Genomic DNA, 13,338 nt, shown 5'->3' on the forward strand with positions numbered 1-13,338 from the left:
CGTCGATGGCGGTGGGGTTACGTCCGATTTCGACGTCGTTACGTCCGCTCGGACGTCTTCCGTTCCGGGTCCGGATGCCGGAAGGTGAGGTCGGCGTCCGGCGCTACTGGTGACTCTGGACAGTCTTGGTATACATGTATGCCACATCACGACGGTGGCGTCGCGCACACCGTCACCGGGCGGCGGCCGATGCACCACGACACGGAAGAGGGCAGCTGTGGACCTCGCTTCGACCGCCGGCGTCTACGACCGGGCCGGCTTCGGCCGACCAGTGCAACGGGGCAGTCGTCCGGTGCTCGTCGTCGTCGACTTCAGCTACGGGTTCACCGACGACCGTTACCCGACCGGTGCCGACCTGACCGGTCCGGTGCTGGCCACGGCCCGCCTGCTCGAGGTGGCACGGGCCGGCGGTGTGCCGGTCGTCTTCACCACGATCGCCTACGACCCCGGGCAGATCCGCAGCCTCGCCTGGCTCCAGAAGGCCACCGGCATGGCGGCCCTGGAGCTCGGCTCCAGGCTGGTGGACGTCGACGAGCGGCTGACGCCGCGGACCGACGAGCACCTGGTGGTGAAGACCGGCGCTTCGGCCTTCTTCGGCACCGCGTTGGCGTCCTACCTCGCCTCCGTCCGGGCCGACACGGTGATCGTCACCGGCGCGACGACGAGTGGCTGCGTGCGCGCCACCGTCGTCGACGCGGTCCAGTACGGCTATCCGACCCTGGTGCCGCGGGACTGCGTCGGCGACCGGGCGCAGGCGCCCCACGACGCGAGCCTGTTCGACATCAACGAGAAGTACGGCGACGTCGTCGACAGCGACGACGTCGTGGCCTACCTGCAGGCGCTGCCCGGCACCGCCGGCGCAGTTCCCCCCGTTCCAGCAGCACAGCGGCCGGGTCCTCCCGCGCCGTGCCACCGGTCCACGACCCTGTCCCAGGCGGAGGCGCCCGCATGACGCTCACCAGTTCGAACTCCTCGACCGACGGCGTGCCGAGTTCCGAGGGAGCCGCTCAGGCGGTCCCCGGCAAGCGGTTCGCCAGCCCGTTCGCGGTGCAGACCCCGGCCGGTGCCGAGGGGTGGCAGCGCATGTACCCCTACTACGCGCTGCTCAGCGACGCGCGGCGCGAGCTCGAGGACGGCAAGTTCTGGTTCTTCGACGGGATGCACAACCCCGAGCCGCTCTACCCGTTCGACACGATCATGACCGAGAACTGGTGGGTCGCGGCCAGCCAGATGTCGACGCGGGTATGGCCGGTGCCGCCGGCCGGCGGGATCGACCACCGGATCATCAACGGCTACCTCTACATCAGCCCCAACGCGGTGACCGACCCGGCGGCGGTCGCCCGCCGCGCGGAGGACTTCGCCGTCCGGGCCGGGCACTACTACGAGAACTGGGACGAGATCTACGAGCAGTGGGTCGCGAAGGCGACCGACTGCATCGAGCGGCTCAAGGCCATCACGTTCGCCCCGCTGCCGGAGATGGAGCCGCTGGAGAGCGTCCTGGAGCACCGCGGCGTGTACAGCAGCTACCAGCTGCTGACCAGCTACGGGGCACTCATCGAGAACCTGTTCGAGATGGGCTCCTATCACTTCGAGATGCTGAACCTCGGCTACGGCGCCTACCTGACCTTCCGGGAGTTCTGCCAGGCCGCCTTCCCCGGCATCAGCGACCAGACGATCGCCAGCATGGTGTCGGGCATCGACATCCTGCTGTTCCGCCCGGACGACGAGGTGCGCTCGCTGGCCAAGCTGGCCGTCGAACTCGAGCTCACCGACCTCGTGCTCGGCAACGAGGACCCGGCCGCCGCGCTGAAGGCCATCGGGGCCCACCCGAACGGCGCCCGGTGGCTGGCGGCCTTCGAGGAGGCGAAGGACCCCTGGTTCTGGTTCTCCACCGGTGCCGGCTACACCCACAGCGACCGGGCGTGGATCGATGACCTGCGGCTGCCGTTCACCGCGCTCCGCGGGTACGTGCAGGGCCTGCTCGACGGGGAGGACATCCGCCGCCCGCTGGACGAGATCCTCGCCGAGCGGGTCCGGGTCACCGCGGAGTACCGCACGTACCTGCCGACCGAGGCCGACCGGGAGTCCTTCGACGGGCTCGTCGAGCTCGCCCGCCAGGTCTTCCCGTTCGTCGAGAACCACAATTTCTACGTCGAGCACTGGCACCACTCGCTGTTCTGGTCGAAGGTGCGCGAGCTCGGTGATGTGTTCGTCGCGCACGGCTTCCTCGACGACCGCGAGGACGTGTTCTACCTGCACCGCAACGAGATCTACTCGGCGCTCTACGACCTGAACATCGGCTGGGCCACCGGCACCGAGGCCCGCGGCGTCACCTACTGGCGCCCGGAGGTGGAACGCCGCCGCCGCATCCGCGACGTGCTCAAGGCCAATCCGCCGGCGCCCGCGCTGGGCGCACCGCCGGAGTTCATCACCGAGCCGCTCACCGTGATGCTCTGGGGCATCACCCAGGAGTCGGTGCAGGAGTGGCTCGGCGTCGACGGTTCCGACGGCGGCGAGCTGCGCGGCGTCGCGGCCTCGGCCGGCAAGGCCACCGGCCGGGCCAGGGTGATCATCGACCCGGAGCAGCTGCACGAGATCGAGGACGGCGACATCCTGGTCTGCCGGATCACGGCGCCCAGTTGGGCGCCGGTGTTCTCGCGGCTCTCGGCGGCGGTCTCCGACGTCGGCGGGATCATGGCCCACACCGCCATCGTGTGCCGCGAGTACGGCTTGCCGGCGGTCGTCGGCACCGGCTTCGCCACCACCTCCATCCGCACTGGCCAGCTCATCGAGGTCGACGGCAACACCGGCGTCGTCCGCGTTCTCGAGGACGTGTCCGCATGACCGACCCCACCACCTCCCCGTTCGTCCTCTGGATCGACGACCCCGCCGCCGTCGGCAGCCGGCTGCTCGGCGGGAAGTTCGGCAGCCTCGCCGAGATGACCGCCGGTGGGTTCGCCGTGCCCGGCGGGTTCGGCATCACCACGACCGCCTACCGGTACTTCCTGGAGTCCGCCGGGCTGGCCGACCGGGCCCGCGAGGTGCGGGCCCAGGCGGTCGGCGCGGACCTCGCCCAGGTGCAGGCGATCAGTGCGGAGTTCACCGCCGCGATCGAGGCCGCTGCGCTGCCGGCCGACCTGGAGACGGCGATCCGGACGGCCTACGCCGAGCTCGAGCGGCGCACCGGACGGGCCGGGCTGCCGGTTGCCGTGCGCTCCAGCGGTGAGTCCGAGGACCTCGCCGGGGCCAGCTTCGCCGGGCAGTACGACACCTTCCTGTGGATCCGCGGCGCCGAGGAGGTGCTCCGGTACGTGCGCAGCTGCTGGGCGGGCATGTTCGGCGCCGCAGTGCTGACCTACCGCCCCGACTCCGACCCGGCGGCGGCCACCGCCGACCACGGCATCTGCGTCGGCATCCAGCAGATGGTCGAGGCGCGCGCCGCGGGCGTCATGTTCACCCTGGACCCGGTCACCGGGGACCGCTCCAAGGTGGTCATCGAGGGGTGCTGGGGCCTGGGCGAGGGCGTGGTCAGCGGCGGGGTCACCCCGAGCCGCTACGTCGTGGACAAGGTGACCTTCGAGGTGCTCAAGCGCGACGTGGCGCACCAGGAGTCGATGTACAGCTTCGACCCGGCCGTCGCCGCGGTCGGGCTGGTGCCGGTCGCGACCGAGCGCTGCGACGCCCCCTGCCTGGCCGACGACCAGATCCACGCCCTCGCCGAGCTGGCCAAGAAGATCGAGCGGCACCGGGGTGCGCCGCAGGACGTCGAGTGGGCGGTCAGCGAGGCCGGCGACGTGCACGTCCTGCAGGTCCGCCCGGAGACGGTGTGGAGCCACCGGCCGGCCGAGCAGCTGGTCACCGAGCGCAAGTCCGCGGTCGGCCACGTGCTGGCCCGCTTCGCCGGGGTGGGCGTCGCCTCCAACGGCGGCCGGCCCTCGTGAAGCCAGCTGCCTTCGCCTATCACCGACCGACGTCGGTCGCCGAGGCCGTGGCCCGGCTGGCCGAGTACGAGGGAACGGCCCGGGTGCTGGCCGGCGGCCAGAGCATGGTGCCGATGCTGAACATGCGGTTGTGGCGGCCGAGCGCGCTGATCGACATCAACGAGGTCGACGAGCTCGACGACGTCCGGGTGGACGGCGAGCGCACCGTGATCGGTGCGCTGGTGCGCTACTCCACCCTGGAGCGGTCCGCGCTGATCGCCGAGCGGCTGCCGCTGCTCGCCCGGGTCGTGCGGCACATCGGCGACCGCCAGGTGCGCAACCGCGGCACCGTCGGCGGCTCGCTGGTCCAGGGCGACCCGACCGGTGAGATGCCGCTGGCCTGTCTGGTGCTCGGTGCGGTGGTCACCGCCGTGGGGCCGGCGGGCAGCCGCCGCATTCCGCTGGCCGAGCTCTACGAGGGCTCCTACGCCACCGTGCTGGCGCCCGAGGAGCTGGTGACCGCCGTCGAGTTCCCCGCCCACCCCCAGCACGTGGCGTTCCGGGAGGTGACCCGCAAGCACAACGACTTCGCCCTGCTGAGCGTCGTCGCGACCGGCGACCGGGCCGCTGACGGTCGGTGGGGCAACGTGCGGATCGCGCTCGGCGGCGTCGCCGACAGCCCCGCCCTGGCGACGGCGGCCGCGGCGCTGCTGGAGGGCAGCGAGCTCGCCGACGCCGACCTGCTCGCCGCCGCCGAGGCGGCGCTGGAGGTGGTGGATCCGCCGTCGGACATCCGCGCCTCGGCCGAGTACCGCCGCCACCTGGTCCCCGTCCACGTGCGGCGGGTCCTCGCCGACCTGAGAGACGCCGGAACCGGCCCGCCGGCCGACGGTGCAGCCGAGACCGACCCCGCTACTGGAGGAGCCAAGCCGTGAAGTTGCGTGAGGAGTTCGAGGTCGCCGAGCCGGTGGCCTCGGTGTGGACGTTCTTCGAACAGCCGGAGGCCGTCGCCGGGTGCGTGCCCGGCGTCGAGCAGCTCACCGTGGTCACCCCGGACGACATCGACGTCCGGCTGACCCAGAGCGTCGGCCCGATGACGGCGACCTTCGCCGCCTCGGTGAAGATCGTCGAGCGGGTTCCCGAGAAGCTGATCGCCTTCACCGCCACCGGCAAGAGCGTCGGTGGCGCGATGGGCAACGTGCGGGCCACGGTGACCGTGCAGCTGGAGCCGGTCGGCGAGCGCACCGTCGTCCTGGTGGAGGGCGACGTCGCGCTGGCCGGGGCGTTGGGCAGCGTCGGGCAGAAGGTCGTGGCCAAGCAGGCCGGCAAGGTGACCGCGCAGTTCTCCCGCAATCTCGAGGCAGCGCTCGGTGGGGGTGCCGCGACGTCCGCCGGGGACACCCGCGAGCAGCGACCGACCGGGGAGCGGCCGGGCCCGCTGCGGGTGCTCCCGCCGGTCAGCGGTGCGCCGGCGGCGGCCGACCCCTGGTCGAAGGTGGCCGCCGCGCTCAGCGCCGTGTCGGTGGTGCTCAGCATCGCCGCCCTGCGGCGCTCGCGCCCGCGCCGGCGATCCCGGGGGTCCCGGCGGTGACGGCGTCGACGGCGCTCGAGACGCCGGAGGCCGCCCCCGAGGTGCCGCTGGACACCGAGATCGAGGTCCTCGCGGCGGAGTGGGTGCGCCCCTACGACCAGGCGCTGCACCTGATGCGGGCCCGGGACTGGCTGGTGCAGCTGAACCCGGCCGCCACCGTGGAGATGCGGCTGGCCGCGATGACCCACGACATCGAGCGGATGTTCCCCGGCGGTCCGCGGCTCGACCACGCCGTCATGGAGTGGGACAGCCCCTTCTACCTCTACCCGCACTCGCTGCGCTCGGCGGAGTCGGTCGGCGTGTGGCTGGGCAGCATCGGCCCGGCCGCGGCGCAGGTCAGCCTGGCGGAGGTCCGCCGGCTGGTCGGCCTGCACGAGGTCGGCGGGCTGCGCGGCGCCGACGACGTCCAGGCCGGGGACTCGTTGTCCTTCCTGGAGACGCTCGCCGGGCTGACCCGGGACTGGGTGGCCAGCGGCGCCTGCTCGCGGGACAAGGCGGCCGAGAAGCTCGCCTACATGGCCGACCGGATCCGGGTTCCGGCAGCCCGTGAGCTCGCCGGCCCGTGGCTGGCCTGGGCCCTGGACCAGCTCCCCGCCGGACCCGTCACGGAGGCCGGCCGATGAGCACCGTCGAGATCCGCGGCGAGAGCAGCTTCGTGCAAGCCAACGGCCTGCGGCACCGGGTGCTCCGCTACGGCGCGCCCGGCGCCCGGGACCTGCTGTTCCTGCCCGGCATCACCAGCCCGGCCGAGACGGCGGACTTCCTGGCGGTGCTGCTCGCCGACCTGGGCTTCCGGGTGACCGTCCCGGACGTGCGCGGCCGGGGGCAGAGCGACCGCGCCGGTACCGGCCGGTACCGGCTGACCGACTACGCCGCCGACGTGGCCGGCCTGGTGGACGCGCTGGACCTCGTCGACCCGGTGGTGCTCGGGCACTCGATGGGGGCCCGGATCGCCGCGGCGTGGGCGGTGCTGCACGCCCCGGCGCACCGCGGGCTCGTGGTGCTGGTCGACCCGCCGGTCTCCGGTCCGGGCCGCGGCCCGTATCCCACGAGCCGGGACGCCTTCCTGCAGCAGCTGCACGAGGCGCAGGCGGGTACCGACGCCGATGCGGTGCGCCGCTTCTACCCGAAGTGGCCGGAGCGGGAGCTCCAGCTGCGCGCCGAGCTGCTGGCCAGCTGTGACGAGACCGCGGTGCTGGAGACCCACGAGGGCTTCGAGACCGAGGACTTCTTCCCCTACTGGGCGGAGCTCGCGCAGCCCGCGCTGCTGATCCGCGGGGGCGACAGCCCGGTGGTCCCGGTGCCGGCCGTGGCGGACCTGCGCCGGGACCGCCCGGACGTCGAGATCGTCACCGTGCCCGGGGCCGGCCACATGGTGCCCTGGGACGCCCTCGACGGCTTCCTGGGCGCCGTCCGCCCGCACCTGCTCGCTCAGCTCAGCTCCGCTCCGCACTGACCCGTCCACCGACCTGGAGACGACCATGGACCAGAACCTGTTCAACGACATCTGCCTGCAGCAGCTGAGGCTCTCCGCGGTGCACGAGGGCGAGACCGTCGCCGTCCTCTCCCGGGGGGCCGAGCGCGGCGAGTACGCCGACGCGTTCCTGTGGGCCGCCCAGCAGCTGGGTGCGGCGACCTACCACATGCGGCTGCCGGCGCCGTCCTCGGCGAAGGGCGCCTGGGCCGTCGGCGAGTCCGGCCTGGCGACCAACCCGCTGGCCGTGCAGGCGCTGCAGGCCGCCGACATGGTGGTGGATCTGACCTTCCTGCTGTTCAGCAAGGAGCAGTTCGCCATCCAGGACGCCGGCACCCGCATCCTCACCGCCGTGGAGCCCGCGCCGCTGCTGGCTCGGCTGATGCCCACCCGCGAACTGCGGGAACGGGTGGAGATCGGTGCCGAGCTGCTGGCCAAGGCGCGGACCATGCGGATCACCAGCCCGGCCGGCACCGACGTCACCTACCGGCTGGGCGTCTACCCGACCCTGTCGGAGTACGGGTTCACCGACACTCCCGGCCGCTGGGACCACTGGCCCGCCGCGTTCGTGTTCACCGGCGGCGCCGACGACGGCGTGGACGGCACGATCGTGCTCTCCCCCGGTGACGTCCTCCTGCCGTTCAACACCTACGTCCAGACCCCGGTGGTGCTCACCGTGGAGGCCGGGTTCATCCGCGACATCCGCGGCGCCGGCGGGCAGCCCAGCCTGGACGCCGACCTGCTGCGCTCCTACATCGAGAGCTTCGACGACCCGCGCGGCTACGGCATGTCGCACGTCGGCTGGGGCCTGGACGAGCGGGCCCACTGGCACGGCCTCACCCAGTTCGGCGGCGGCATGGGGATGGAGCTGCGCTCCTTCTACGGCAACGTCATGTTCTCCATCGGCCCCAACAACGAACTCGGTGGCCCGAACGACACCCCCTGCCACTTCGACATCCCGATGCGCGGCTGCAGCCTCTACCTCGACGACCAGCTCATCGTCGACGCCGGTGAGCTCACCGTCCCGGAGATGCGCCCGGCCACCCGACGGTGACCGGCTCCGAGATGACAGCGAACCCGGCCAGCACCGAGCTGCTGGTGGAGCTCACCACCACGGTCAACGGCGAGGAGGTGACCGCGACCGTGCCACCCCGGCTGCACGCCGCGGACTTCCTGCGGTCGAAGCTCGGCCTCACCGGCACCCACATCGGCTGCGAGCAGGGCTCCTGCGGGATGTGCACGGTCGTGGTGGACGGCGAGGCGGTGAAGTCCTGCCTGATGCTGGCCTGCCAGCTCGACGGCCGGACCGTGCAGACCGTCGAGTCGCTGGCCACCGACGACCGGCTCGCCCCGCTCCAGCAGGCGTTCAAGGACGCGCACGCGCTGCAGTGCGGCTTCTGCACACCGGGCTTCCTGATGACCGCCACCGCGCTGGGCTATCAGGGGAGCTGCCCCTCCCGGGCCGAGATCCGCGAGGAGATCGCCGGGGTGCTCTGCCGGTGCACCGGGTACGAGAACATCGTCTCGGCCATCGAGAACTGGTTCGCCGGATCAGCCCCGCCTGCCGCCGACGAGGCCGGCGACGGCGCCACGGTCGTCGACGTCCCGGGAGGTGTGCGGTGACGACCCTGGAACGGCCACTCCCGGCCGCAGACACCCCGGCGGCGCCCCGCGGGGTGATCGGCACGTCGGTGACGCGCAAGGAGGACGACCGGCTGCTCCGCGGCGACGGCCGGTTCACCGACGACGTCGAGCCGGCGTACCTGCTGCACATGGCCGTCGGACGTTGTCCGTACCCGCATGCCCGCGTCGTCCGGGTCGATACCTCGCGCGCCCTGGCCCTCGACGGTGTCAAGCACGTGCTCGTCGGCACCGACGTCCGGACGGCGACCGAGCCGCTGTCCGTGCTGCGCCCGGTCCCCGGTGCCCCCGCGCTGCCCTACTACGCGCTGGCCCAGGACGTCGCCACGCACGAGGGACAGCCGGTGGTCAGCGTGGCGGCCACCAGCCGGCACGTCGCCGAGGACGCCCTCGAGCTCATCGACATCGAGTACGAGCCGCTGCCGCACGTCGTCGACGTACTCGCCGCACTGGAGCCGGACGCCCCGGTGCTGCACCCCTCGGTGCTCGACTCGAACCTGCTGGCGGCCAACTCCGACGGCAGTGGCGACCCCGAGCGACGGATGCTGGAGGCCGACGTCGTCGTCGAGGGACGGTTCCGGATCAACCGGGTGACCGCGCTGCCGATGGAGACGCGGGCCGTCGTCGCCGAATGGCGGCCCGGTGCGCGGGAGCTGACCGTGCACATCTCCACCCAGGTGCCGCACCTGGTCCGCAAGCAGCTCGCCGAGACTCTGCGGCTCAACGAGAGCGACGTGCAGGCGGTCGCCTCGGACGTCGGGGGCGGCTTCGGCCTCAAGCTGGGCGTCTTCCCCGAGGACGTGCTGGCCTGCCTGCACGCCATGGCGCTGCGCCGTCCGGTGAAGTGGGTGGAGGACCGGGCCGAGCACTTCCGGGCCAGCACGCACGCCCGGGAGTCGGTGCACGACTACCGGATCGCGGCCGACTCCTCTGGTCGCATCCTCGCGATGACCGACGTCTACGCCACCGACATCGGTGGGTGGAACTCCCCGTTCGGGTCGGCGCAGCTGTCCAGCGTGGTCCTGAACGGGCCGTACCGGGTCGAGGACGGCTACGCCGAACGGCGGGTGACGCTGACCAACAAGACGCCGATCGGGGCCTATCGCGGGTACGGGCAGCCGGAGGTGAACTTCGCCTACGAGCGGCTGATCGACACCCTGGCCCGCCGGCTGGACCGGGACCCGGTCGAGCTGCGGGCGCAGAACATGGTCAAGCAGGAAGACCTGCCGTGGCGGAACCCGACCGGGGCGGTCTACGACAGCGGTGACTACGAGCGCTGCCTGCGGATGGCCGCCGAGGCGATCGGCTGGTCGGCGCACCGGGCCGCCGGGCGGGTGCTGCGCGCCGACGGCCGTTTCGTGGGCATCGGCTTCTCGTCCTTCGTGGAACGGACCGGGTACGCCAGCGCCCGGTTCCTGGCCAAGCGCGGATCGCAGTTCGGCGCGCACGAGAGCGTCACGCTGCGGGCCAACCGGTCGGGCGGCATCGACGTCTACACCGGGGTGTCGACGATGGGGCAGAGCGCGGAGACGGCGTTCGCCCAGGTGGTCAGCGACGTCTTCGGCATCGACTACGCGGCGGTGAAGGTGCACGCCGGCGACACCGGGGCCTCGCCGCTGAACACCGGCGCGTTCGCCTCACGGACGATGATCGCCGCGGCCGGCGCGCTCAAGGAGGCGGCCGAGGAGCTGGCGGCCAAGACCCTCCGGCTGGCCGCCGCGCGGCTGGAGACCGAGGCCGCGGCCCTGACGATCACCGGGTCGCTGGTCCGCCGCCGGGACGACGCCAGCGTGCAGGTGCCGCTCGCCGAGGTGTTCACCACCGCCATCACCGGCCAGGGGATCCCGCCCGGGGAGGACCCCGGGCTGGAGTCGACGTCGCACTTCGAGCCGTCCGACGCCGCCTACTCCTTCGGCACCGCGGCGGCCCTGGTGTCGGTCGACCCGAGCACCGGCGAGTTCGACGTCGAGCGGTTCGTGATGGTGCACGACGCCGGCACGGTGGTGAACCCGACGGTCGTCGAGGGGCAGGTGCGTGGTGCGCTGGCCCAGGGGTTCGGCGCGGCACTGAGCGAGGAGCTGCGCTACGACGGCGACACCGGCCAGCTGGTGAACGGCTCCATGCTGGACTACTTCGTGCCGACCGCCGCGGACCTGCCGCCGATGGAACTGCTGCACACGGAGGTGGCGTCCCCGGTGACGCCCTTCGGCATCCGCGGCGTGGGCGAGGTGGGGACCATCCCGCCCGGCGCCGCGGTCGCCAACGCCGTCTGCGACGCCCTCGCCGATTTCGGCGTGGAGCTGAGCAGTCTCCCGATCACCCCGGAGGCGGTCTGGCGTGCACTGGCCGACCGGGCCGCGTCCGAGACCCCGGACGACCATCTCGCCCCCACCCCGGGGGACCTGCCCGACGGAGGAGTTGGCTACTGATGAGCACCGACCTGAGCACGGACCTGAGCACGGATCTGAGCACGGAGGCCGTGGCCTGCGAGGACAGTCCGGCGCCGAAGGCGCCGAACTCCTCGCGGGTCGGCCTGATCGTGCCGAGCTCGAACACGACCATGGAGACCGAGCTGCCGGAGCTGTTCCGCCGGCAGACCGAGGCCACCGGGCACCGCTACACGTTCCACTCGGCCCGCGCGGCGATGAAGCAGGTCAACCGCGAGGAGCTGCTCGCGATGGTCGGCAAGGCCGCCGACTGCGCCGCCACGGTGTCCGACGCCGACGTCGAGGTGATCGCCTACGCCTGTCTGGTCGCCGTCATGGCGCAGGGCCCGGGCGCGCACAAGGAGTCCGAGCAGGTCATCGCCGAGGCGGCGCGGGCCAACGGGCACCCGGCCGAGGTGGTCAGCAGCGCCGGCGCCCTGGTGCGGACGCTGCAGGCGATCGGTGCGCACCGCGTCGCCATCGTGACGCCCTACATGGCGCCCCTCACGCAGATGGTGCGCGAGTACATCGAGGCCGAAGGCGTCGAGGTCGTGGACGCGGTGGCCCTGGAGGTGCCGGACAACCTGGCCGTGGGCCGGCTGGACCCGGAGGGGCTGCCGGCGATCGCCCGCGGTCTACAGCGTGAGGGCGCCGAGGCGATCGTGCTCTCCGCCTGCGTCCAGATGCCCTCGTTGGCCGCCGTCCAGCGGGTCGAGGACGAGCTGGGGCTCCCCGTGGTCACCGCCGCGACCGCGACGACCTACGAGGTGCTGCGGGCGCTGGGGCACACCCCGGCCATCCCGGGCGCCGGGCGGTTGCTGACCGGCGCGCTGTGACGCCGGTGGGCCCGGCCCGACCGGCCGGGCCCACCGGGTGCACGACGGTCACCCGGGCTGGGCAGGATGCGCCCGTGCGGACCGCAGACCTGCTCGTGCACGACGCCGAGCTCGTGGCCACCGTCGACGCCGCCCGGCGGGAGCTGCCCGGCGGGTGGGTGGCCGTCACCGACGGGGTGATCAGCGGGGTCGGCGGTCCGGCCGACCCGCAGCCGGACGCGACCCGCCGGGTCGACGCCCGCGGCTGCCTGGTCACCCCCGGGCTGGTCAACACCCACCACCACCTGTACCAGAACCTCACCCGGGCGTACGCGCCCGCGCTGACCGGCGGGCTGTTCGACTGGCTGGTCACCCTCTACCCGCTGTGGGCCCGGCTGGACGAGGAGGCCGCGCACGTCAGCGCGTTCGTCGGCCTCGCCGAGCTGGCCCTGTCGGGCTGCACCACCTGCGCCGACCACCTGTACGTGCACCCGCGCGGCGCCGGTGACCTGATCACCGCCGAGGTCACCGCGGCCCGGGAGCTCGGCGTCCGCTTCCATCCCACGCGCGGGTCGATGTCGCTGTCGGTGGAGGACGGTGGCCTGCCGCCCGCCTCGGTCGTCCAGGACGACGACACGATCCTGGCCGACTCGCAGCGCCTGGTGGCGGCCCACCACGACCGCTCGCCGACCGCGATGACCCGGATCGCGCTGGCCCCCTGCTCGCCGTTCAGCGTCTCGGCGTCGCTGATGGCGCGGACGGCGGAGCTCGCCGAGCGGCTCGACGTCCGGCTGCACACCCACCTGTGCGAGACGCAGGACGAGGAGGCCTTCTGCCTGGGGACCTTCGGTCGCCGACCGGTCGACCACCTGGCCGACGTCGGCTGGCTGACCGACCGCACGTGGCTGGCGCACGTGGTGTGGCCCTCGGCGGGCGAGATCGCCCGGCTGGGCGCCGCGCGGGTGGGGGCGGCGCACTGCCCGTCGTCCAACATGATCCTGGGCAGCGGGCTGGCCCCGATCGCCGAGCTGCGCGCCGCCGGCGCACCGGTCGGGCTGGGCGTGGACGGCTCGGCGTCGGCGGACTCCGCCTCGCTGTGGCTGGAGGCCCGCACCGCGATGCTGCAGGGCAAGCTGCGGCACGGCGCGGCGGCGATGCCCGCCCGCGACGCCCTGGAGATGGCCACCCGCGGCGGTGCCGCGTGCCTGGGCCGGGCCGGCGAGGTGGGGGAGCTGTCGGTCGGCGCCTGCGGTGACCTGGCGGTGTGGTCACTCGAGGGGGTGCGGTTCGCCGGCGCGCTGAGCGATCCGGTGGAGGCGTGGCTGCGCTGCGGGCCGGTGTCGGCCCGGCACACCGTCGTCGCCGGCGCGTTCGTCGTCGAGGACGGCGTCCTCACCCACCCGGGGCTGGACGAGCAGCTCGCCGTCCACCGGCGGGTGGCCACCCGCATGCAGGCCTGAGGACGGGGCCT

The 13,338-nt window shown here is 73.0% G+C and carries 12 protein-coding genes; all 12 read left to right on the top strand.

Annotated features, from left to right (window positions below; translation table 11 throughout):
- Positions 1–217: 217 nt before the first annotated feature.
- The 12 genes from ACYVG5_RS08480 to ACYVG5_RS08535 all read left to right on the top strand — a co-directional run bounded on the left by ACYVG5_RS08480 (position 218) and on the right by ACYVG5_RS08535 (position 13,327).
- Complete coding sequence (locus tag ACYVG5_RS08480; protein WP_222049042.1) at positions 218–952, top strand: isochorismatase family protein; 735 nt, start codon at positions 218–220, stop codon at positions 950–952.
- Positions 949–2,844, top strand: coding sequence for a PEP-utilizing enzyme (locus ACYVG5_RS08485; RefSeq protein WP_222049041.1), 1,896 nt, complete (start codon positions 949–951; stop codon positions 2,842–2,844). The genes ACYVG5_RS08480 and ACYVG5_RS08485 overlap by 4 nt, the downstream gene beginning before the upstream one ends.
- Positions 2,841–3,941 (top strand): PEP/pyruvate-binding domain-containing protein, encoded by a 1,101-nt coding sequence (locus ACYVG5_RS08490; protein WP_222049040.1) that lies wholly within the window; start codon positions 2,841–2,843, stop codon positions 3,939–3,941. Before ACYVG5_RS08485 ends, ACYVG5_RS08490 begins: the two co-directional genes overlap by 4 nt.
- Positions 3,938–4,855: an FAD binding domain-containing protein gene (locus ACYVG5_RS08495; protein ID WP_222049039.1), complete on the top strand. Its 918-nt coding sequence runs from the start codon at positions 3,938–3,940 to the stop codon at positions 4,853–4,855. Before ACYVG5_RS08490 ends, ACYVG5_RS08495 begins: the two co-directional genes overlap by 4 nt.
- Positions 4,852–5,511: a CoxG family protein gene (locus tag ACYVG5_RS08500; protein WP_222049038.1), complete on the top strand. Its 660-nt coding sequence runs from the start codon at positions 4,852–4,854 to the stop codon at positions 5,509–5,511. Before ACYVG5_RS08495 ends, ACYVG5_RS08500 begins: the two co-directional genes overlap by 4 nt.
- Positions 5,508–6,134, top strand: coding sequence for a hypothetical protein (locus ACYVG5_RS08505; RefSeq protein WP_222049037.1), 627 nt, complete (start codon positions 5,508–5,510; stop codon positions 6,132–6,134). Before ACYVG5_RS08500 ends, ACYVG5_RS08505 begins: the two co-directional genes overlap by 4 nt.
- Positions 6,131–6,967 carry an alpha/beta fold hydrolase gene (locus ACYVG5_RS08510; protein WP_222049036.1) on the top strand — a complete coding sequence of 279 codons (837 nt, stop codon included), beginning with the start codon at positions 6,131–6,133 and terminating at the stop codon, positions 6,965–6,967. Before ACYVG5_RS08505 ends, ACYVG5_RS08510 begins: the two co-directional genes overlap by 4 nt.
- Positions 6,968–6,992: 25 nt before the next feature.
- Positions 6,993–8,039 carry a M29 family metallopeptidase gene (locus tag ACYVG5_RS08515; RefSeq protein ID WP_222049035.1) on the top strand — a complete coding sequence of 349 codons (1,047 nt, stop codon included), beginning with the start codon at positions 6,993–6,995 and terminating at the stop codon, positions 8,037–8,039.
- A gap of 11 nt (positions 8,040–8,050) precedes the next feature.
- A complete protein-coding gene (locus tag ACYVG5_RS08520; RefSeq protein ID WP_222049034.1) occupies positions 8,051–8,608 on the top strand; it encodes a (2Fe-2S)-binding protein in 558 nt (185 codons plus the stop codon).
- On the top strand, positions 8,605–11,055 hold the full coding sequence (locus ACYVG5_RS08525; RefSeq protein ID WP_222049033.1) for a xanthine dehydrogenase family protein molybdopterin-binding subunit: 2,451 nt from the start codon (positions 8,605–8,607) through the stop codon (positions 11,053–11,055). Before ACYVG5_RS08520 ends, ACYVG5_RS08525 begins: the two co-directional genes overlap by 4 nt.
- Positions 11,055–11,888 carry a maleate cis-trans isomerase family protein gene (locus ACYVG5_RS08530; RefSeq protein ID WP_246630379.1) on the top strand — a complete coding sequence of 278 codons (834 nt, stop codon included), beginning with the start codon at positions 11,055–11,057 and terminating at the stop codon, positions 11,886–11,888. The genes ACYVG5_RS08525 and ACYVG5_RS08530 overlap by 1 nt, the downstream gene beginning before the upstream one ends.
- Positions 11,889–11,962: 74 nt before the next feature.
- Positions 11,963–13,327 (top strand): 8-oxoguanine deaminase, encoded by a 1,365-nt coding sequence (locus tag ACYVG5_RS08535; protein ID WP_222049032.1) that lies wholly within the window; start codon positions 11,963–11,965, stop codon positions 13,325–13,327.
- The last annotated feature ends 11 nt before the right edge of the window (positions 13,328–13,338 follow it).

The sequence above is a fragment of the Modestobacter lapidis genome, from assembly GCF_054780755.1.